Raw genomic sequence first — 21,428 nt, forward strand, 5'->3', positions numbered from 1 at the left:
CTCTCCCACAAGGGGCGAGGGAGTCTTTTTATAAGTGAGCCTTATACTTTTTTCTTCATCAACCCACTGGGTTTACGCCACACTTTACCGTGTTTTGCAATCAGTTTATCGGCTTCAGAAGGTCCCCAAGTGCCAGCTTCATATTCGTAAACTTGTCCACGTTCTGCTTTATAATCTAAAATCGGTTGGACAAATTTCCAACAAGCGTGAACGGCATCGGTACGGGCGAATAATGTTGCATCGCCTTTTATTGCATCTAACAGTAGGCGTTCATAAGCCGTCATAAGGTTAGCTGCAGAGCTTAAATCTGAGTAACGGAAATCCATGGAGACTTCTTTTGCTTCAAAACCTGCACCGGGTTTTTTCAAACCAAAACGCATAGAGATGCCTTCATCTGGTTGGATTCGAATAATCAGTTTATTATCCGGCGCATTTTGGCTAAAGACAGGGTGTGGTGTGGTTTTAAAATGAATAACCACTTCTGTGACCCGTGTTGGTAAGCGTTTTCCGGTACGAACATAGAACGGTACGCCAGCCCAGCGCCAGTTATCAATTTCGCAACGAAGTGCCATATAGGTTTCTGTTGTAGAATCTGCCGGTACGCCCTTTTCTTCTAAATACCCTTTGACCTCTTCGCCATCAATAGTGCTTGCTGTGTATTGTCCAAGTACGAGGTTATTTTTCAGGTCTTCATTTGATAGTGGGTGTAAGCAGTAAAGCACTTTTGCGACTTCATCACGCATAGAATCCGCATTGATAATCGCAGGGGGTTCCATCGCCACCATAGCAAGTACTTGCAGTAAGTGATTTTGGAACATATCACGCATTGCGCCTGAACCGTCATAATAACCACCACGCTCTTCCACACCGATAGATTCCGCACCGGTAATTTCCACATAATCAATAAAATTGCGGTTCCAAAGTGGTTCAAACAGACCGTTTGAAAAACGTAGCACCAATAAATTTTGTACGGTTTCTTTGCCTAAATAGTGATCAATACGGTAGATTTGATGTTCTTCAAAATACTTATGAATTTGAACATCGAGTTCTTTGGCGGTTTTTATATCGTAACCAAATGGTTTTTCAATAATGATACGTTTCCAGCCATATTCTTCGGTTGTTAAGCCGTGAGCAGCTAAACATTCAGGAATCACACCATATAAACTTGGTGGCGTTGAAAGGTAATAGAGGGTGTTTCCACAGCTACCATAGCGGTCGTGTAACTCGTCTAAACGAGGCAATAGTTTGACATAATCAAGTGCATCAGAGGTATTTACAGCTTGATAGTAGAGATGTTCGCAAAATGCATCTAAAGATTCACCGCTTGCTTTTTCGAATTTAACAAGGGCATCGTACATTTTTTGGCGGAAGGAGTCATCGCTTAACTCTGAACGTGCTACACCAAGCACAGAGAAATGTTCGCCAAGCTTTCCGATTTTATAAAGATTATAAAGTGCAGGGATTAACTTACGGAAAGTTAAATCGCCGGAAGCACCAAAAATCACAATACAACTGTTTTCTAAATTCATTTTATATTCCTAATTTGTCGCAATCCGCGTACTATGCAACATTTTTGATTGTCTTGCCAATAGCTAAGACTAATTAAATTGAAAGATTTTTTGCCAATCCCTGTTACGATCTCGAACCATGACAAAATAAGGGTTAATAAACGTTTCACGTTGGTTATAGGTTAAAGGCTTGAAATGAAGGTCAAAAATTTCGCCGCCAACCTCTTGCAATAAAATTTCTGCAACGGCGGTGTCCCACTCTCCCGTGTCGCCAAATCGGACGTAACAATCCGCTTTACCTTCAGCCACCAAACCGGCTTTCAAGCTACTTGAGCCATATTTAAAAAATTGAGCATGGTAAGGGGCAAGTAAGCATTTTTCTACGGGTGCAAAATTTGCAGAACCTAAGGTAATTTGTAATGAATAGGGTGATTGTTCTGAAGAATTTACCTCTGCCATAAGCGGTCGAATTTGTCCATTTTCTTGCAAAAAACAGCCATGATTTTGCATGGCAAAATAGGTTTTATCCAAAATAGGGGAATGAATCACGCCTAGCACGGGTTTATTTTGTTGAACAAGTCCAATCACCACTGAGAATTGATCAGTGCGATCAATGAATTGTTGCGTACCATCTAAGGGATCAATGATCCAATATTCTTGCCATTGTTGGCGTTCTGATAATGGGATATTACAAAATTCCTCTGATAATACGGGAATATGAGGCGTTAATTGCTTTAATGCCTCGGTAATAAATCGGCTAATAAACAGATCCGCCTCTGTAACTGGGGTCTTATCTGCTTTTATTTGGATTTCTACCGACTTAGCATAAAATTGCTTTAAATGTTCTCCCGCTTGAAAGGCGATGGCTAAGATATGATCTAATAATGATTGGTTGAGTGTCTGCATATAAACTCCATCCTAGAATCCGCAAATGATACCGCAATCCCTAAAGAAACCCAAATAGAATCCACTTATGAGAGTGCTCGTTGTTATGCTCTTGCTTTTAAAAAATCTTTTAATAAAAAGAGTGCGGAGAGATTACGTGCTTCGGCAAAAGTCGGATCCGCCAATAATTCATCTATTTTGTCTAACGGATAATAAATAATTTCTAGAGGTTCGGGCTCATCGCCTTCTAGCGAAGAGGGATAAAGATCTTCTGCAACAAATACGTGCATTAAGCCATACATATGGCTTGGACCACTATATAAAGATCGTAATGGTGTGATGTTTTGGGCTCCAAACCCAATTTCTTCTTGAAGTTCACGATTGGCACTTTCGATCGGTTGCTCCCCTTGATCAACAATCCCTTTAGGAAAGGTAAGTTCATAACGCTCCGGCCCGACAGCATATTCCTTCACGAAAATGAGCTGATTTTGATGAATAGGGAGAACCATAACAGAAGAACGGCGCTGTGGCGCAAGGCGTTCATAAATACGTTCTTCACCATTAGAAAAACGTAAATCGACTTGTTGTACTTCAAAAATACGTGTTTTGGCAATCGTTTGTATATTTAAAATGGTTGGAAGGGTTTGCTTTGTCATTTTCAGACCTTGATAAAGAATTTTAGCCATAACAATAGCATATTTTGTGATAGAATTTTCATCAATTTTATATAAACAATATAGCATTCCTCGTATTAAATAAACTTGATACAGATATCTGGAGAAGCTCGATGAAAAACCGACAACACGATGAGCATGCCGAAAATGACATTCGTCTTGATAAATGGCTTTGGGCTGCTCGATTCTATAAAACACGTTCCATTGCAAAAGCAATGATTGAAGGTGGTAAGGTGCATTATAATGGTCAGCGGGCCAAAACAAGTAAAACCGTTGAAATTGGTGCAACCATTAAATTACGCCAAGGCAACGAAGAAAAAGAGGTGTTAGTCATCGCACTAAGCGATCAACGCCGAGGGGCACCAGAGGCACAACAACTTTATCAAGAAACGGAAAAAAGCATTAAAACCCGTGAAGCGCTTGCTTTCGCTCGTAAAGCAAATGCGCTTTCTATGCCTCATCCGGATCGCCGTCCGAACAAAAAAGAACGCCGTGATTTGGTTAAATTCAAAGAACAGATCTTGTAATATACAAATTTATCCCCATATCGTTATAAACTTAACTCCCCTCTTTGAAATTGAAAATAAGAGGGGCATTTTCTTTATAGGACTTATATGACTTACAAACAAGATAACGACAAACTTTATCGCTACCTTTTCCAAAATCGTGCAGTACGTGGGGAATGGGTACGTTTAAATGACACGTTCACAGAAACATTAAATACACACCACTATCCAATTCGTGTTCAAAATTTACTTGGCGAAATGCTGGTTGCAACGAGTCTTTTAACGGCAACCATGAAATTTGAAGGGACAATTACCGTTCAGATTCAAGGGGATGGTCCATTAAAATTAGCTGTAATCAATGGTAATGAACATCAACAACTTCGAGCATTAGCACGTGTTGAAGGAGACATTGCAGAAGATGCAACACTCAGTCAAATGATTGGCAACGGCGTGCTTGTGATTTCGATTATGCCAAATGATGGCGAGCGTTATCAAGGTGTCATTGCATTAGATAAACCGACCATTCGTGAATGTTTAGAAGATTATTTTGCACGTTCAGAACAGTTACAAACACATCTCATCATTCGTACGGGAGAGTACGAAGGAAAAGCTGTTGCTGGCGGAATGTTATTGCAAATTATGCCCGATGGTACAGGAACACCGGAAGATTTCGAACATTTAGCCACATTAGCAGAAACAGTAAAAGATGAAGAAATGTTTGGGCTTAGCGCTGAAGAATTATTATTCCGTTTATATCACGAAGAACATGTTGAAGTTTATGAACCACAACAGACAGAATTTAAATGCGGTTGTTCTCGTGAGCGTTCGGGTAATGCGATTTTACTATTACCAGCGGAAGAAATTGAAGAGATGTTAGCCGAAAAAAATGGCGTAATTGATATCCAATGTGAATGTTGCGGTACACAATATTTCTTTGATAAACCTGCCATTAATGAGCTAAAAGAAGAAGCTGACAAGTTAGCCAAACTTGGGCTATAAGTTAAAACGGTCAAGTAAAAACTTGACCGTTTTCTCATTTACAAACATAAGAAACGCACTACTTTTGCTCGGCTTACCTGAATAAGATCAGGTTCCTCCCTCAAGGACTTTCCATAAGAAGGCATCATTTCCGTGAGTTTTTCTTTCCATTCTGGTAATTTGTCTGCAAAACATTTCTCTAATACACCTAACATTGCATCAACCGAAGTTGATGCACCTGGGGATGCGCCAAGTAAAGCTGCGACTGTACTATCCTCGCTCGCAATCACTTCTGTCCCAAAACATAAAGAACCTTTTGCATTCGGCAAGTCTTTAATGATTTGAACACGTTGTCCGGCAATGATCACTTCCCAATCTTCACTTTTGGCATCAGGTACAAACTCACGTAAGTCCGCCATACGCTGTTCTTTCGTTAAAAGAGCTTGTTTAATTAAATAGTGTGTGAGCGGAATATTTTTTAATCCGGCAATATGCATTGTTAGCAAGTTTCCCGGTTTGAAAGATGCCGGAAAATCGCAAATTGAACCTGTTTTTAAGAATTTAAAGGTAAATCCGGCAAAAGGCCCGAAAAGTAACGTTTTTTTACCATCAATAAAACGGGTATCCAAATGTGGAACCGACATCGGTGGTGCACCAATTTTAGCTTTTCCATAAACTTTAGCGTGATGTTTCTCAACAACCTCCGGATTACGACACACCATAAAAATGCCACTGACCGGGAAGCCACCAACATGTTTACCCTCTTTAATCCCCGTTTTTTGTAAAAGGGGTAATGTACCGCCCCCTCCTCCAATAAAGAGGAATTTGCAAAGATGTTTTAAAATTTGACCGCTTGCATTTTGAATTGTCAGCAACCAACCATCGCCTGATTTCTGAATATCCGTTACCTTATGATTCAAATGAAGTTGGCAACCTTGCGCTGTCAAATGTTGAAATAGTTTACGTGTTAATTCGCCAAAATTCACATCTGTTCCGTTTTCAATATAGGTTGCCGCAACAGCTTCTTTAGCATTGCGGTTATCCATCATTAACGGTATCCAATGTTTTAATGTTTCAGGATCTTCGGAAAATTGCATATTTTCAAAGAGAGGATTTTGAGAAAGCTGCTCAAAACGTTTTTTAAGAAAAGTAATATTATTTTCGCCTTGCACAAAGCTCATATGCGGAATTTTGCGAATAAATTGCTGTGGGTTTTGCAGATAACCTTTTTCAACCAAATAAGACCACATTTCCAGCGACAGTTGATATTTTTCATTAATCGCAATCGCCTTACTAATATCCACAGAACCATCTGCTTTTTCAGCCGTATAGTTGAGTTCGCATAATGCTGCGTGCCCTGTGCCGGCATTATTCCATTCATTAGAGCTTTCAAGGGCAACTTGTGATAGCCCCTCAAAAATCGTAATACTTTGGCTTGGCGCTAATTCTTTTAAGAACGTACCTAATGTTCCGCTCATCACACCGGCACCAATTAGCACAACATCAGATTGAGTGATTGAGGTTTCCATAATTTCCTTCTTTTTTATAAGAGATTGTTATTGTTTGGTTAAATCATAATACTGAACTGTTCAGTTTGCAAACGTTTACAAGAGGCTTTTTTTGCTAAAACGCTTTAGTCTTTTGTTTGCTAGAAAAAATAAAATAATAAATAACTATCGTTAGTTTAATCATAAAATCTTCTTTATGATTCTTAAACTAGACTGATATAATTCTCATAATAAATACTGATTTTAGGAGATTTCTCGCATGCAATTTAAAGATTATTTAGCTACATTCCCGTCCATTGATCACCTTTCTGGTTTAAATGTTAAAAATTCAGCCGGAGAGATTATTCATCATATTCCTTCAATAGAAGGGAAATTGGGCTCACTTAAACTCTATCATGCCCTTTTTGCAAAATTCAGCGGTAAATTAACCGCTTCTTCGGCTAAACAAGGATTAACATGGTTTGCTGAGCATGTAGAAGATGCATTACAAAATCCAAATAAACATCCTAATATTGATTTATTACTGGAAGTGAAAGAAAAGAATCTTGAGTTAGATTTAGAGCCTATCGCAAAATAGTGGCTAGAAATGCATAACATTACACAACTTTGCAAAGTTTTTCATTTAAAATGATATGCTTAGCAAGTCTTTTCAACGTTATTCTAGGGAGAATAAGATATATGAAATTTATTAAATCATTAGCAATTGTAGGGTTGTCCTCACTACTTGCCATAACAACCGCACAAGCGGCTGAAAAGAATACGGCAAAACAAGTATCATCTAAAAAACAAGACTACGCTTTAACGCAGTTTAATAAAAATGTTGGTTTACAACTAACAAAACGTGGTATTCAGATGGGCGAAAATAATCAACCTTTGGTAACCTTAACTTACTTGGTTCAAAATAAAGGCCAAAACAAGATTAAGTCTATTACTTGGATCTCTGGATATACATTAGATGCTAAGACCTTTTATACACAAGAAGTGCCAATTAATTTCCAACCAGCTTTACCAGCACAGCGTCAAATGGAAGTAACAATTACTGTACCATTAAATACCATGCCAGAAGCTGCACAAAAAATCTTCTTAGATAAAGCTGCAAATGTTGGAGCAATCAATGGTGCTAAGAATGTTGTTTTTTCAAATGGCAAAAAAATTGTCGTAAGCAAGTAATAAAAAAAGCCTACAATGAATTATCTTGTAGGCTTTTTTAATAAGTCTATAACCTATTTGGTTACAGCATTTTTAACTTCTTCTGCTTTTTCCACAGCTTTATCTTTTGCTTCAACTACAGCTTGTTTAGCTTCTTCTGCTTTATTAACAACTGCGTCTTTAGCTTCAGCCGCTTTATCTGCCACTGCTTGTTTTACTTCTTCAGTTTTTGCAACAACTGCATCTTTAGCTTCTGTTGCTTTATCAGCTACGGCTTGTTTTGCTTCTTCTGCTTTAGCAACAACTGCATCTTTAGCTTCTGTTGCTTTATCAGCTACTGCCTGTTTTACTTCTTCAGTTTTTGCAGCAACTGCATCTTTAGCTTCAGTTGCTTTATCAGCTACTGCTTGTGTTGTTTCTGCAGCTTTATTCTCAACTGCTGAAGTTGCTTTTTGTGCTTGATCGCAAGCTGTTAGAACAACAGCAGAGCCTAAAACTAATGCTAATAATGATTTATTCATTACATAAATTCCTAATAATAAAAAAAAGAAATCCTCTATAACTCAATTAATTTTGTATAAAGGGCCAAATAGCGCTCTTTAGACAAAGATACTATCTAATAAGTTCCATAATAAAAGAAAAGCCTTCCAAAAATTTTTTAACAACAAAAAGGAGCAATGAGATCTGCGCCTAGTTCATTAGTTATCTGTCCAAATTTTGAGAGACTGCTCAAATTTCCCTATTTTATAACACTCCAAGATTCCTAAGCCCTGCGGTAATAATTTCTACCCCTAAAGACATTAAAAGCAAGCCCATAATCCTTGTGATGACATTTGAACCTGTTTTACCCAATTTCTTGATGACCGGTTCTGAATAGCGAAAGAGGATATAACAAGCAACACCAAATAAAATAATGGTTAATGAAGAATAAACGTAGTTTAACCATGTGTGTTGTCCTGAACCAAAAACAATGGTTGCACTGATTGACCCTGGGCCTGCCATAATCGGCATAGCTAGCGGTACAACTGCGATGTTATTGTAGTCTTCAATGTTTTCGTTTTTTTCCTCTTTATTGATTTTGTGCTCACCAATTTTCCCGTTGATCATGGTAAGCGCAATCATGACGACAACAAAGCCTCCGGCAATACGGAAGGAATCAATAGAAATGCTAAAGGAATTTAGAATAAAGTTCCCAAAATAAAAACTGACCAATAAAATAACCACTACGGAAAAACAGGTTACTAAACTCGTTCTATGTTGTTGCTCTCGGGTAAGATCCGCTGTCATTGAATAGAAAACGGGAACAACCCCAATCGGATTGACTAAGGCAATAAGCCCGATAAAAAATTGTAAATAGATCGAAAGATCCATGTTTACCTTCCTTTTAAATCATTTTGAATCAAATAATTGAAGACTATTTTGCCAAATCGTTTCTGCAATAGATAAAGGCGATTCGCTACGGAGCGTGCATAATGCGTCAAAACTGACTTTTAAACGCTCCGGTCGGTTTGGCTGCCCTTGATAACCAAAAACCGGCATATCCGGTGAATCCGTTTCTAAAAGCAAGCTATCTAAAGGGAGCTTTTTAATCGCTTCACGAGTTTTATTGGCTCGTGCGTAAGTGATTGTTCCGCCTACGCCAATCTTATACCCTAAATCAACAAAACGCTTAGCTTGATCATAACTACCGGCAAAACCATGTACAACCCCCGTTCGTGGCAACTGTGCCTTTTTCAAAAAGGAGAATAAAGCATCATGGCTTTTACGAGAGTGTAAATTTACCGGTAAATTAAACCGCTTGCTAAGGGCTAATTGAGCCTCAAGGTATTCGCACTGTTTTTTCCACAAATCGGGTGTGCAAACTTCCGCCACCGCTTTTTCTAAACCAATTTCTGCAATGGCGGTGCAAAGCGGATCTTGCTTTGCCAGATGATTTTCCAAGCATTCAAGATCTTCCGGTTTATGTTGCTGAATGTAGAGAGGGTGTAACCCTAAGCCATAAACAACATGATGAGGCATTGCCTGTGCAGTTTGGATAACACGTTCAAAATTGTCGGCAAAAACTGCAACAACAAGGAGTTTTTCCACTTGTGCGGAAGTTGCCTCGGTGACCAATTCTGAAACGGAGAGATTAAGCATCTCCGATAAGTAATCCAAATGAGTATGTGTATCAAAAAAACGCATAAATTTTAGACTTTCTCAAGGTTCGCCATTTTAGCGATTAACCATTTTATCCCATTGCCTTGGAAGGCGATTTGTAGTCGAGTCGCATCTCCGGCACCTTCAACATTGATAATTGTACCTTGCCCAAATTTGGCGTGATACACTTTTTGCCCCATTTTCCATGTATCATTGTTTAAAATGGAAGCGGTTGTTTTTGGTGCTGTTTTTGCAAAAGGAGATGATGAGGCAAAAGATGCAGCACGGTTAATGTTACCTCGTAAGCGAATTTCGCGAATATGCTCTTCGGGTAATTCAGCGATAAAACGTGAAGGAATATGGCGCTCTTCTTTACCGTATAGCCTTCTTAATTCCGCATAACTGATGGTTAATTTTTTCTTCGCCCGAGTGATGCCTACATAAGCTAACCGGCGTTCTTCTTGTAATCGTCCTTCATCATGGCTCATGCCACTTGGGAAGATACCTTCTTCAACGCCAACAATAAAGACGCGAGGAAACTCTAAGCCTTTTGCAGAATGAAGTGTCATGAGTTCTACATAATCTTGATGCGGAGAGGCTTGAGCTTCTCCCGCTTCAAGCGAAGCATGAGTTAAGAATGCGGTCAGTGGTGTTAAATCTTCCGCTTCATCTGGTGGTGTAAATTGTTTTGTTGCGGTAACCAATTCTTCCAAGTTATCAATTCTTACTTCGCCTTTATCGCCTTTTTCTTGCTTATACATTTCATATAAGCCGGATTTACGAATCACAAAATCAGTTTGATCGGCTAAAGACATTTGCTCTGTTTCATTATCTAAAGCGTTGATGAGTTCAACGAAGCGTAATAGTGCAGTGGCTGCTCTTCCTGAAAGTTGCTCTTCTTGAATGGCAACTTGAATCGCTTGCCAGAGGGTAATTGAGCGCGTTCGAGTAAGTTGTCTAATTGTTTCTAATGTGCGTTCGCCAATGCCTCGTGGCGGTGTGTTGATAACACGTTCAAAAGCCGCATCATCTTGGCGGTTTGAAATTAAACGCAAATAGGCAAGTGCATCTTTAATCTCTTGGCGTTCAAAGAAACGCATTCCTCCGTAGATACGGTAAGGAATGTTAGCTTGAATTAACGCTTCTTCAATCACACGAGATTGGCTGTTACTTCGATAAAGCACTGCACATTCTGAAAAACTACCTTCATCTTCTTTCCATTGTTGAATTTGTGAGGCAACAAAACGGGCTTCGTCTAATTCATTAAAGGCGCAATAAATTTCAACCGGATCACCATCGCCACTTTCTGTCCAGAGCTTTTTCCCTAGACGATTGTCGTTATTGGCGATCAATTCATTTGCAGAGGCTAAGATATGCCCTGTGGAGCGGTAGTTTTGCTCAAGACGAATGGTTTGCGCCTGATCGTAATCTTTTAAGAAACGTTGAATATTCTCGACTTGTGCACCACGCCAGCCATAGATAGATTGGTCATCATCGCCTACGATCATTACTTTACCATGCTGACCGGCAAGTAAGTGAATAAGATCGTATTGGATATTGTTTGTATCTTGGAACTCATCGATCAAAATATGCTGAAAACGTTGCTGATAGCGTTGTAGTATAAGTGGTTGATTTTTCAGCATTTCGTAAGTGCGAATCAAAAGTTCTGCAAAATCAAGCAAACCTGCACGATCACAAGCATCTTGATAAAGCTGATAAATTTCAACCAATTTCTTTTCATTATGATCATTAAAATGTTCGATATCTTTAGGTCGTTTTCCCAGATCTTTTTGTGAATTGATATACCAAGCCACCTGTTTGGGAGGGAAATGCTTTTCATCAACGTTATGGAGTTTCAGTAAACGTTTGAGTAAACGTTGCTGATCTTCCGTATCCATAATTTGGAAATCTTGGGGAAGATTAGCATCAAGATAATGTGAACGGAGCAAGCGGTTCGCAATACTATGGAAAGTGCCTACCCACATACCAAACATATTATGGCTAGATTGCTCTAACGTTGCTTCAATACGTTGACGCATTTCGGCGGCTGCTTTATTGGTAAAAGTCACAGCAAGAATGTTTGATTCAGGAATGTTCTCTATCCCGATAAGCCAAGCGATACGATGGGTGAGGACGCGCGTTTTGCCTGAGCCAGCGCCAGCCAAGACGAGATAATTTCCAATAGGGGCTGAAACGGCTTCTCGCTGTTTATCATTTAAACCATCAAGTAGTAAAGAAAAATCCATGAATATCGCCTTTAAATTGTTTTTTTATACAGTTAATAAAGTCATTATAACGTAAAGCAATTAAGTTTTGGAAAAGTTTTGCAAAATGTTTTGATATTTAAAATATAAAAATTTACTATTAAGAGGTTTGTAAGTTTATAAAAACTTAATTTAGGTCTACATTTTATTATGTAGTATTTGCACAAAAGCTAAATTTTCAGCGATATGCGTAGTATCTTATGCATATCAAACGTGGACTTTCCCTCTACAAAAATCAAAAGTTTGTGCAACTGCTATACAATATTTACATTTTCTATAAGGATTAAATGATGAAATTATTAAAATTAGCTACTACGTCAGCACTTGCTGCATTATTAGTTGGTTGCGCACAAAGCAATAACTTAGATGCTCCTGCACCAGCTGTTGCACCTGTAAAAGAAGCACCAGTTACAGCGCCAGCAAAAGAATTTACATTAAGTGGAGACTTCTTATTTGATTTTGATAAATCTGTATTATCTGCTAAAGGTAAATCAACATTAAATGGTATTGCTAAAGAAATCAAAGATACAGGTGCTAAAAATGTAACGGTAACTGGTTACACAGACCGTTTAGGATCAGCTACTTATAACCAAAAACTTTCACAAGCTCGTGCAAATACGACAAAGGCTTACTTACAATCACAAGGTGTTTCAGCTAACATCAAAGCAGTTGGTCGTGGTGCAGCAAATCAAGTGAAAGCATGTAAAGGTGAAACAGGTCAAGCATTAAAAGATTGCTTAAAACCAAACCGTCGTGTACATATTATAGCAAGATAATAAATCCTGTAAGCTAAGATACAAAATTTAACTGTTATTCAGCTTAACAACCTACTACCGTAATAAAAAGCTTTGAATGATTATATTCAAAGCTTTTTTACTTAGTAAAAAGTATTGTGGACTAAATATTGAAAAGACGCTAGATAAGATAGAAGTGTTATTTAAAGAACGAAAAGATAAATTACTCCTTATAAAGCCTTGTGTTACAAGGGATCTTTATAATTTTGTTTCTTTCCGTCCTACTAAAACCAAAAGTCATGCCAGAATAACCACATTAGTGCGCTGCATTATATGTTTAATTCTCCATAAATCAAAATGAAATACGGGCTATCAAAATTATTTAGAAAAAATCAAAATAAATACTTTTAAAAAGTTACCTACTGAATTAATGTAAATGTCGCATAAAGATTTAACCAATTGAAAGAGCGGTCAAAAAATTGGCCGCTCTTTTCGTATTACATCTTATCTTTTTTCATATCATTTTTCATCATGCTGTCAGATTTCATTTTCATGTCATCCTTCATCATGCTGTCAGATTTCATTTTCATATCATCCTTCATCATTCTGTCAGATTTCATTTTCATATCATCCTTCATCATGCTGTCAGATTTCATTTTCATGCCATCCTTCATCATGCTGTCAGATTTCATTTTCATGTCATCCTTCATCATGCTGTCAGATTTCATTTTCATGCCATCCTTCATCATGCTGTCAGATTTCATTTTCATGCCATCCTTCATCATGCTGTCAGATTTCATTTTCATGCCATCCTTCATCATGCTGTCAGATTTCATTTTCATGCCATCCTTCATCATGCTGTCAGATTTCATTTTCATGTCATCCTTCATCATGCTGTCAGATTTCATTTTCATGTCATCCTTCATCATGCTGTCAGATTTCATTTTCATAGCCTTTTCACACCCCATTTTGTCTTTTAAACAATCTGTCGACTTTGATGAGGCGTAAGCACTTGTTACCCCAAATAAAATAGTTATACTAATGAGAGTACTTTTTAATATCGATTTTTTCATTCTTAGTTTCCTTCTATAAGTTATAGATTATATTTTGAACGAAGTTGATTCATTCATTGATATTAGACGAAGAGACTTTTCATTTCTTACAATTTTTTTAAAGGAATAACAATGCCTAATCAAATTTCTGAAAAGGAATTAAATGCAATTCGCCAACAGATGTTGAAATTTGCTAAATTACAATTGAGCAACCACGAGCTCGCTGAAGATCTTGTTCAAGAATCCTTCTTAAGTGCGTTTAAAAATATCAATCATTTTAAACGCGAGGCCGCATTTAAAACATGGGTGTTTGCTATTTTAAAAAACAAAATTATTGATTATCTGCGCCAGAAAGGACGAGTTGTTTTAGAAAGTGAAATAGAAGACGAAGACTCGCCAAATATGTTTTTTGATGAATCCGGGCATTGGAATTTAGCTTGTACACCTAGTAGGTTAAAAGACCATGAAGAAAACATTTACACTAAAGAATTTTGGCTAATTTTTGAAGCATGTCTAACTCATCTACCCGCTCAACAAGCTCGTGTTTTTATGATGCGTGAATTTTTAGAATTATCGTCAGATGAAATTTGCCAGAAAATGCAGTTAAGCACATCTAATTTACATACAACTCTTTATCGTGCTCGCTTACAGCTGCAATATTGTCTTTCCAGAAAATTATAAGGAGCTTCTATGCGCTGTCGTCAAGCAACAAGAATTATTTCAGATTCTCATGAGCGACCACTAACATCACAAGAAAAATTTAGTTTACGTATTCATTTAATGACTTGTTCCCACTGCCGTGATTTTAGGCAAAATTGTATCAAACTAAGATACTTAATGAAGGAATTTGCAAAAAATGCAAAAAAATAAGAGCTACCGAAATTAAAATAGGTAGCTTCATGAAGTTTATTAATTTTTCCACTTATTCAGGGGGGAGCAATGAAGAAAATGTTTGTGATCGTCTTTACAAATGATCTACGGACTTACTTGCTCTCTTTCCAAAAAGAAAATCAATCATCAAAACTTCCAAAACGACCGAAGGATTTAGGAATAGACTTACTAAAACTTTAAAAGAGGCGGAATAACCCACCTTTTTCTTTGCGCTGAATTTACAATCCAAGTGCAACAAAAAAAGAAGTACTCATCAACTAGAATATAATTTTGTTTCCACACAAAAACCACTTCCAAATGATGAGTACTTCCTACCGACATCTTACAATAAACGAGCGAGAAAAGATAATGATTTTACTCGCACAGGGCAAAAAACAAGCAGAAATTGCCAAAGCACTGGGACGTAGCTCCAGCACCATTTCTCGCGAGCTGAAACGACACGCTCTAGAAAGCTACAGTGCAACGAACGCACAAAACAGCTATTTGAAGCATCGTCAAAATAGCAAAGCACAGCGCAAATTAGAGCAGCCTGAATATTTCAATTTGGTGCAAGAAAAGTTTCTGACAGAAAACTGGTCGCCCGAACAAATCAGCGCACGATTAAAATTGGAAAAATCTGAATTATCCATTAGTTATTCAACCATTTATCGTGGTATTTATTCAGGGTTGTTTGATATAGGCGAACGCAAAGCCAGTCGCAAACTGCGCCACAAAGGCAAAACACGGCATACAAAAAATCATCATGAAAAACGTGGCAAAATTCAGATATCCAACCATTTGAACGACCGTCCCATTTCGGCGCAAAATCGCAGTCGCTTTGGACATTGGGAAGCCGATACCGTACTGGGTAAAGCGGGTGGAGCTTGTTTGCTGACGCTGACGGAACGCAAAAGTCGTTTTGAGTTGGTGAAGAAAATTCCTGCCAAAAAAGCCGAAGCAGTCCAAAAAGCCATGATTGAATTGCTGGATTCACATATATTGCGGTCAATTACGCCAGACCGTGGTAAAGAATTTGCCCAACATCGTTTGGTAACAGAAGCACTGGGTGTAGAATTTTACTTCCCCGAGCCGCATCAACCGTGGACACGGGGAACGAATGAAAATACAAATGGGTTACTTCGTGAATACTTTCCGAAGCACCAAGACATCAATCAGTGGAGCGAAGTTGATATTCAACAGGTGATCAATAAACTGAATTTACGACCACGTAAATGTTTAGGTTGGAAAACACCTTATGAAGTTTACTTCAAAAAATCGTTGCACTTGGTTTGACAATTCAAGGCAAAAAAACACTAAACTAGACCGCTTTCCAATCATAAACCGACATTAACCCCGCTAGGTTTAACCAATGAGAAAAGCTCTCCGCCATCTGTAAGAGAATACTTTTTATCTTTTGGTTTTGCTTTTTCTGTATTTGTAAGTGGTTTTGCTATTCTAGCTATTTTAGTAGGACGATTTCCTATGTTGCCTTGAGTGCTCCTACTAAACGTCCTACTAAAAGTCTATTATTTTGGTTTACGTGGAGAGACAAAGAGAGAAACAAAAAAGCCTCAAACCGTTGCGGTTCAAGGCTTCTTGTTACGTTCTGTTACGTTGGTTTATTTCAATTTGCTGGCGTCATCTGAATTATATGCAAAAATCCCTTGTTATACAAAGATTCTATTGGATTCAGAAATTCAATTAGGTACCAAATTAGGTACCAAAAAATTTACTGCCCTCGAATGTTGTTGAAGTTAGAGATGCCACATATACAAATAGCTTTCAAGAATAATAGACGATTACATATAAATCTTGCAGATTATAATAGGTTTAATGCATCTACTATATGCGAATCACATATACATCATAAGTTGATCTTGTTAATGAAATTCCTAGCTTCATTTTGGCTCAGACTATTCTATGATAGCGGATTATGTTTTCCTCGAAAACATAGCCATAATAGCGATAAATACTCCCTAAAAGAATAAAAAAACTTAACTACCCAACAATAAGCAGTTCAAAAAACAATCAATCAAACTTCTCCAATTAATTTTTTCTCGGAAAAATGCTCAATTTTTATACGGAATTATAAAGGGATTTTTTTGCCATTTGACTAGATAGATTTTTAATTAATGAAATCAAGAAGATATATTAAAAATTTTATTAGGAAAACATCTAATTATAATATAACAATAAACTAAAAAAGGCTTTTTAAATACCTTTAAAAGCTCTTTTCATTCCTTTTATAGACCTTTTATATTCCTTTTATATCAATGACTTACTGAATTAAATATATTGATTTTCATATGTAAGCTGGATAAGCTATTTAATAGTTCAACCAAGAACAAGTGATTTCAATTTTATTCAATGGAGAGTTTTTATGACTATGAGAATATTAAGACCTAAAGAAGTTATTAGTAAATTAGGAATATCAAAAAGTACTTTTTATGACTGGCAAAATGAAAAGTCAAAAAATAGATATAAACCCGACTTTCCAAAACCAATAAATCTAGGTGTTAACTCTGTGGGCTATTTAGAAAGCGAAATAGATGAGTTTATAACTAAAATGCTAGAGCAACGTAATATTTAAGAAAAGGGGGAAAATATGTATAGATTAGATAAAATAATAAACATTGGTATAGAGTATTACCAATTTGGTACTGTAATTGTGGATAAACAAGAAAATTGCAGAAAATCTCACTTTAATGCCAGACATCTTGGCATGATGTATAGAATAGTTAAATCTTGCAATCTTTTGACCTGTATTAATTGCTACAATTATAAGTTATTAAAACTACAAAAAGAAATTATAGGTGCGCTGGAAAAAATCATAAAAGATGAAGAGATAGCATTGTTATTAAAGAATTTCAAACAAAATAAGGAAGATAGTCTAATTCATTGGATAGAAAGAAATAGGTATAAGCTGGATACTAAATTAGTAGATTTCAAAGCGATATTCTTAACTCTATCACCAAAGAATATTAATGCAGATATTACTTTTGAAAAAATAAACCAATTAAAAAATTATGCAAAATTAGTATATAAAAATATAAAATGCAGTTCAGGAGAATTTACCTTATTTGATTTTGAACCTAGCCATAATGGGGAAATTAATGTTCATAGTCATTCAATAATATTATTAGATAAAAATGCAATATTTACAAGTGATGGGAAAGATCTAAGATACAATGCAAATGGTAAAATCAGATCTATTCTATCTGACATTGGATATACGGAAGAAAATGAAACAGCTTGGATAAAAACATATTATGATTTATTTAAAATAATTGCATATATTACAAAACCAAGACCAGAAGGTTTTGATAAAAACATAGATACATTATCTTGGCTTAAAGTAGCTATATCACTTTATTATGATAATGGAGCGATTCGTCGATTTAGAAACTATACAATGACAGGCATATTAAGTCAGAAGAGAAGTCAAAATAATAAGGATATAAAACAAAATAAACTTCTCAGAGAAGTAAAAACAGCTATGTCGGTAAAGAAAGATGACTTCATTCAATTTTCAACATTTCAAAAGAAACTTCTTACCGACAAAATCAAAAAAGAAATAGCATACTCATATAATAATACTGGATTTATCATTTTGCCAAAATCAGAAAATGATGATATATACAAACATGTTGAACTGTATAAAAAAAGACCAGATGTTTTTGAAAAAACAAATGCGGATCCCGATAACACAAGGATCAGCTCGATTTTGAAAACGACTGGATTATCGGTATCTAAAATTAAAAATTTATTAATTACAACGCGAGATGGCATTGAATGTATAAATGGGCGTTTTAGAGAAACAAAATTAACTAAACGAAAAAATGGTAAATTTCAAAGGGTGTATTGTTGGCTTTAGCCAAATAAAGCTGGATAGCTTGATGTCTGCACAAGTGATCACTTCAGCTAAATGCTATATTAATCTTATTAATCTGCGGAAGCTCGATCTGCGACATAAAGGCAACCTATTGCTAAGTAGCCAATCCTATACATCACTATTTCGGCAAACAGGGATAGATATTGGCAAGGCAATAAATTAACTTAACGAAATAAGCATTTCCGCTTCAGATAAACAACAAACTTGAGAAATAAAAAAGTTGTAAGATGTGGAGAGTTGGAGGTGTAAGTTCTTTTTCATTTTTGTTCACCCAGTAAGTAAATTCTCTCTTATCTTTACGATAAGCCCTATTTCTCTAAAAAAACTGGTTGAACAAAATAAAAACGGGTGATTCCCCAAAAAGCAAATCGAGAATATTTGCCTAAATTCAGCAATATTCTAGATCAAGTTTTAGGCATATTGCAAGTATTAGCAACTAACTTTATTGTATATAGAAATAAAAAATCGCCATCACAGGCGATTTTAAAACTCAATAACAGTTACAACCTAACATGATTTATTTCTCTACACTCATGTTGCCCCAAATACCACAAATCAAATACAAGCGGTAGATTTACCACTAGAATTTGCAAAATTTTAATCATAAACAACCGCTTGTATTACACCTGTGTTCTACATTGTATGCTGTAAATAATTTTTATGATAAAGAAACCTGTATTTTCAAGGCTTCTAACGAGATCAAATTATAAACAGCATACTTTGTAAAACACCTCCCAATCCCTTATATTTTTTTACTTCCCGCAAGAAAATTTAGTATTTTTATAACTACAACTATAGGAAAAACATCAAAGAAAATTGATATAAAACTTATACTAAAATCAAAACCGGAAAGAATAACTATCATTATATAAAATACTACGGTAGCCAAAACACATTGAGATATAGCAATAAAAAGTTTTTTCATATCACTCAACTCCTTTATTACTATATTTTTCCAATTTTTTCTTTGCTTCATCAGTCAATATTGAATTAATACTACCTGACAGAGGTTCTGATAAAAAGCCTCTATATCCAAGAGCACTACCAACTGAAGAGGATATTATATTTTCCTTAAACGCTTCATTACCACTTTGATTTTTTAAAGTTATGCTAGATACCGTATTTATCCCTAAAGCCTGTAATGTATTTGTATTAGCTGTAATCCCTCCCGTTAATCCCGACTTCAAAATGTTATTTGCTGTTCCGATTAAGTTTGTTGGTGTGATGTCTTTTTTACCCTCTGAATAAGAACGGCTTTCAACAACAAGCTCTCCAACTCCACCACCGACAACACCTAATCCAAATTTCTTGGTGCCTGTATTTTCTATTGCATTATTTAAATTTCTGGTAATGATAGCTCCCGTATTATTAATATAAGTTGCTCCTACCTTCACATCCTTCCCTAACTCCCCAGCAACATATTTAACATCCCCACCAACACGAGCAACTTCGTTAGCCACTGCACCTGTTGCTTTAGCCGCTCCCATTGCGATCGGTTTTACGCCAAACACCATTGATGGAGAGCTATAAATAAGCTCCGCCGTTTCTGGATTTATTCCCGTCAAATCAGCTAACGCTGTTGCGCCGATTGTTGAGTGATATTTGCCCGAATATATTGTTCTTGCACCTGCCACTGCATTATCTACACCATACGCAGCAATTGGCACACCTCCAACACAACCCATTCCCGTTTCGCATATACCTACACCAAAAACAGTTGCTGCTACACCTCCAACCGACTGAGCTGCTCCTCCTACTCGTGTCAGCACCTGCAGATTTGCATCATCGTAATCTTTGGCTCGGTAAACATTATTGTAATTAAACATTGGTTTTAATGTGCTGGCAGCAAAAGCGTCATCACCAATCGTTCCCACTTGTTTAGAAAGCAATGCTCTTTCACTCGCAAATTCCGCACTATTCCCCAAATCTTCCAACGCCTTCGCTTTGGCATACTCTGGATCATCACTTGGAATTTGAGCCGAACAATGTACTAAAGCACAAGCTGCCGCCGTTAAACGCGCTTCTTTTTCTTTATCTCCATTGGCAAGATCTTTAATTCTCTGTTTTTCCTCAGGGTGCAACTGTCGATTAAACTTCTCCGTTCTCCACGCCATCTGTGCCGATTGGTTTACTGTGTTGCTATCACCGCCTAAACTCGCACCAATTAACGCACCCAAGCCTGCCGCACTTGCCTGTTGAATCGCATTGCGTTGGTCTGCCGTTAAAGCGGTGTTTTCTTGCAGATAATTTGCAATTTCGGTGTTGATGTATTCACTGCCCATTGCTGAAAGGGTACTAGCTGCAGTGTTGCCTCCGCCGACTTTCGCTGAGAGGTAGCCAATCAAGCCGTGCAATGCGATTTTTTGTGGGCTGCCGTCTTCCCAGTTCATCATTTTGGCTAAATCACCGACCGCTTTTGCTCCCATTTCTGCCACAATTTGGGTCGCTTCTTGGCGTTCCTGCAGAGCTTGTAAATCCTGCTTCTCCAGTTTTTGGTTCGCATTTGCCACATCTCGGTTTAGGCTTTGCAAGGTTTCTTCTGCCGTTTTGCCAGTGAGGGATTTTTGTTTCTCGCTGTCGGTAATTTGTACGTTGATAAACGTTGCTTCGCTTCCAGCTGTGCCGCTTCGCTGTAAATGTTTTGACAGCCTACAAGCGGTAGATTTACCACTAGAATTTGCAAAATTTTAATCATAAACAACCGCTTGTATTACCCCTGTGTTCTACATTATATGCTTTGTGCCCCCCACTCTATGTTCTATGTGGAATATTTAGCCATAATTTCATCAAAAGATTTTAGGCTATCCAAAAACTCCTCAAAATTATTTGCCACAGGGAAAAGCAGCATCTTCCCTGTTTTTTCATCATACTCATCATGAATTACAATACAAATCTTTGGTTCATCTCCGTTTGGATCCTCTCGATAATCAAAACAGATAAAGTCCCCATTTCCTGTACGAGCAAATGAATACACAGCTTCATAACCATAAGTTGGATCATCATAAATATATTGTCTACAGATATTTTGAGGATCTGGGTTCTGTTCAGTTTCAAAGCTATCAAAACCAATAGCAGCCATACCATCTTCTTTATTATAGCTATCATAATAAGTAATATAACTAGGTTCTACCGAAAGATTATTATGTTTCGATATCAATTCAACATATAACTTAGGAAACTTGATATTAAAAATATTTTCAACGTCTTTAATGATTGAAATATCAACTGTGCCATTATCATATGTAATTTCTAAATTTCTAAATTTCATA

At 36.9% G+C, this 21,428-nt stretch carries 23 protein-coding genes; 10 read left to right on the forward strand and 13 right to left on the reverse strand.

The features are described from left to right. Window positions 1-41: 41 nt before the first annotated feature. The 3 genes from zwf to nudE form a co-directional block, all read right to left on the reverse strand. Window positions 42-1,529: a glucose-6-phosphate dehydrogenase gene (gene zwf / locus DDU33_RS00625; protein ID WP_108922481.1), complete on the reverse strand. Its 1,488-nt coding sequence runs from the start codon at window positions 1,527-1,529 to the stop codon at window positions 42-44. Between the two features lie 69 nt (window positions 1,530-1,598). Further along, a complete protein-coding gene (gene cysQ / locus DDU33_RS00630) occupies window positions 1,599-2,414 on the reverse strand; it encodes a 3'(2'),5'-bisphosphate nucleotidase CysQ (RefSeq protein ID WP_108922484.1) in 816 nt (271 codons plus the stop codon). 83 nt (window positions 2,415-2,497) lie between these two features. Beyond that, window positions 2,498-3,049 (reverse strand): ADP compounds hydrolase NudE, encoded by a 552-nt coding sequence (gene nudE, locus DDU33_RS00635; RefSeq protein WP_108925207.1) that lies wholly within the window; start codon window positions 3,047-3,049, stop codon window positions 2,498-2,500. Between the two features lie 131 nt (window positions 3,050-3,180). Here nudE and hslR point away from each other — a divergent pair, with 131 nt between their 5' ends. After that, window positions 3,181-3,594 carry a ribosome-associated heat shock protein Hsp15 gene (gene hslR, locus DDU33_RS00640; RefSeq protein WP_108922487.1) on the forward strand — a complete coding sequence of 138 codons (414 nt, stop codon included), beginning with the start codon at window positions 3,181-3,183 and terminating at the stop codon, window positions 3,592-3,594. 87 nt (window positions 3,595-3,681) lie between these two features. Continuing rightward, the gene (hslO, locus tag DDU33_RS00645) at window positions 3,682-4,572 is read left to right on the forward strand and encodes an Hsp33 family molecular chaperone HslO (RefSeq protein WP_108922489.1); all 891 of its coding nucleotides are present in this window, start codon (window positions 3,682-3,684) and stop codon (window positions 4,570-4,572) included. Window positions 4,573-4,610: 38 nt separating this feature from the next. Here the strand turns inward: hslO and mqo are convergent, their stop codons facing one another. Beyond that, window positions 4,611-6,080: a malate dehydrogenase (quinone) gene (mqo, locus tag DDU33_RS00650; RefSeq protein ID WP_108922491.1), complete on the reverse strand. Its 1,470-nt coding sequence runs from the start codon at window positions 6,078-6,080 to the stop codon at window positions 4,611-4,613. A 238-nt stretch (window positions 6,081-6,318) separates the two neighbouring features. On the opposite strand from mqo, the gene DDU33_RS00655 reads away from it, so the two are divergent. Together DDU33_RS00655 and DDU33_RS00660 are read left to right on the forward strand one after the other, a co-directional pair. Next, window positions 6,319-6,636 (forward strand): DUF2322 family protein, encoded by a 318-nt coding sequence (locus DDU33_RS00655; protein ID WP_108922493.1) that lies wholly within the window; start codon window positions 6,319-6,321, stop codon window positions 6,634-6,636. A 101-nt stretch (window positions 6,637-6,737) separates the two neighbouring features. Beyond that, a complete protein-coding gene (locus DDU33_RS00660) occupies window positions 6,738-7,229 on the forward strand; it encodes a hypothetical protein (protein WP_108922495.1) in 492 nt (163 codons plus the stop codon). Between the two features lie 53 nt (window positions 7,230-7,282). On the opposite strand, the gene DDU33_RS00665 is transcribed toward DDU33_RS00660, so the two are convergent. The 4 genes from DDU33_RS00665 to uvrD form a co-directional block, all read right to left on the reverse strand. Next, on the reverse strand, window positions 7,283-7,729 hold the full coding sequence (locus tag DDU33_RS00665) for a hypothetical protein (protein ID WP_108922497.1): 447 nt from the start codon (window positions 7,727-7,729) through the stop codon (window positions 7,283-7,285). A gap of 223 nt (window positions 7,730-7,952) precedes the next feature. Next, a complete protein-coding gene (locus DDU33_RS00670; protein ID WP_005818079.1) occupies window positions 7,953-8,579 on the reverse strand; it encodes a YchE family NAAT transporter in 627 nt (208 codons plus the stop codon). Between the two features lie 18 nt (window positions 8,580-8,597). Then, on the reverse strand, window positions 8,598-9,392 hold the full coding sequence (locus DDU33_RS00675) for a TatD family hydrolase (RefSeq protein WP_108922499.1): 795 nt from the start codon (window positions 9,390-9,392) through the stop codon (window positions 8,598-8,600). 5 nt (window positions 9,393-9,397) lie between these two features. Further along, window positions 9,398-11,593, reverse strand: coding sequence for a DNA helicase II (uvrD, locus tag DDU33_RS00680; RefSeq protein WP_108922501.1), 2,196 nt, complete (start codon window positions 11,591-11,593; stop codon window positions 9,398-9,400). A 305-nt stretch (window positions 11,594-11,898) separates the two neighbouring features. Between uvrD and DDU33_RS00685 the strand changes: the two genes are divergently transcribed. Further along, complete coding sequence (locus DDU33_RS00685) at window positions 11,899-12,387, forward strand: OmpA family protein (protein WP_005818072.1); 489 nt, start codon at window positions 11,899-11,901, stop codon at window positions 12,385-12,387. Window positions 12,388-12,842: 455 nt separating this feature from the next. Here DDU33_RS00685 and DDU33_RS10935 read toward each other — a convergent pair whose 3' ends face one another. Then, window positions 12,843-13,418 carry a hypothetical protein gene (locus DDU33_RS10935; protein WP_208620293.1) on the reverse strand — a complete coding sequence of 192 codons (576 nt, stop codon included), beginning with the start codon at window positions 13,416-13,418 and terminating at the stop codon, window positions 12,843-12,845. Between the two features lie 111 nt (window positions 13,419-13,529). Between DDU33_RS10935 and DDU33_RS00695 the strand changes: the two genes are divergently transcribed. The 5 genes from DDU33_RS00695 to DDU33_RS00725 all read left to right on the forward strand — a co-directional run bounded on the left by DDU33_RS00695 (window position 13,530) and on the right by DDU33_RS00725 (window position 18,141). Beyond that, entirely contained in the window at window positions 13,530-14,078 is a 549-nt protein-coding gene (locus tag DDU33_RS00695; protein WP_005818070.1) for a sigma-70 family RNA polymerase sigma factor, read from the forward strand. 9 nt (window positions 14,079-14,087) lie between these two features. After that, a complete protein-coding gene (locus tag DDU33_RS00700) occupies window positions 14,088-14,267 on the forward strand; it encodes a zf-HC2 domain-containing protein (RefSeq protein ID WP_005818068.1) in 180 nt (59 codons plus the stop codon). A 318-nt stretch (window positions 14,268-14,585) separates the two neighbouring features. Next, a complete protein-coding gene (locus DDU33_RS00705) occupies window positions 14,586-15,560 on the forward strand; it encodes an IS30-like element ISApl1 family transposase (protein ID WP_012478345.1) in 975 nt (324 codons plus the stop codon). A gap of 1,087 nt (window positions 15,561-16,647) precedes the next feature. Next, window positions 16,648-16,857 (forward strand): helix-turn-helix transcriptional regulator, encoded by a 210-nt coding sequence (locus DDU33_RS00720; protein WP_108922506.1) that lies wholly within the window; start codon window positions 16,648-16,650, stop codon window positions 16,855-16,857. A gap of 15 nt (window positions 16,858-16,872) precedes the next feature. Beyond that, entirely contained in the window at window positions 16,873-18,141 is a 1,269-nt protein-coding gene (locus DDU33_RS00725; protein ID WP_108922508.1) for a hypothetical protein, read from the forward strand. 760 nt (window positions 18,142-18,901) lie between these two features. On the opposite strand, the gene DDU33_RS00730 is transcribed toward DDU33_RS00725, so the two are convergent. The 4 genes from DDU33_RS00730 to DDU33_RS00740 all read right to left on the reverse strand — a co-directional run bounded on the left by DDU33_RS00730 (window position 18,902) and on the right by DDU33_RS00740 (window position 21,427). Further along, complete coding sequence (locus DDU33_RS00730; RefSeq protein ID WP_108922510.1) at window positions 18,902-19,084, reverse strand: hypothetical protein; 183 nt, start codon at window positions 19,082-19,084, stop codon at window positions 18,902-18,904. Window position 19,085: 1 nt separating this feature from the next. Further along, window positions 19,086-20,690 carry a hypothetical protein gene (locus DDU33_RS00735; RefSeq protein WP_108922512.1) on the reverse strand — a complete coding sequence of 535 codons (1,605 nt, stop codon included), beginning with the start codon at window positions 20,688-20,690 and terminating at the stop codon, window positions 19,086-19,088. Further along, a complete protein-coding gene (locus DDU33_RS10860; protein ID WP_157951825.1) occupies window positions 20,678-20,854 on the reverse strand; it encodes a hypothetical protein in 177 nt (58 codons plus the stop codon). Before DDU33_RS10860 ends, DDU33_RS00735 begins: the two co-directional genes overlap by 13 nt. A gap of 63 nt (window positions 20,855-20,917) precedes the next feature. After that, window positions 20,918-21,427 carry an SMI1/KNR4 family protein gene (locus tag DDU33_RS00740; RefSeq protein ID WP_162882207.1) on the reverse strand — a complete coding sequence of 170 codons (510 nt, stop codon included), beginning with the start codon at window positions 21,425-21,427 and terminating at the stop codon, window positions 20,918-20,920. Window position 21,428 lies beyond the last annotated feature (1 nt).

It is taken from the genome of Actinobacillus porcitonsillarum, from assembly GCF_003101015.1.
Classification (GTDB): Bacteria; Pseudomonadota; Gammaproteobacteria; order Enterobacterales; family Pasteurellaceae; genus Haemophilus_A; species Haemophilus_A porcitonsillarum.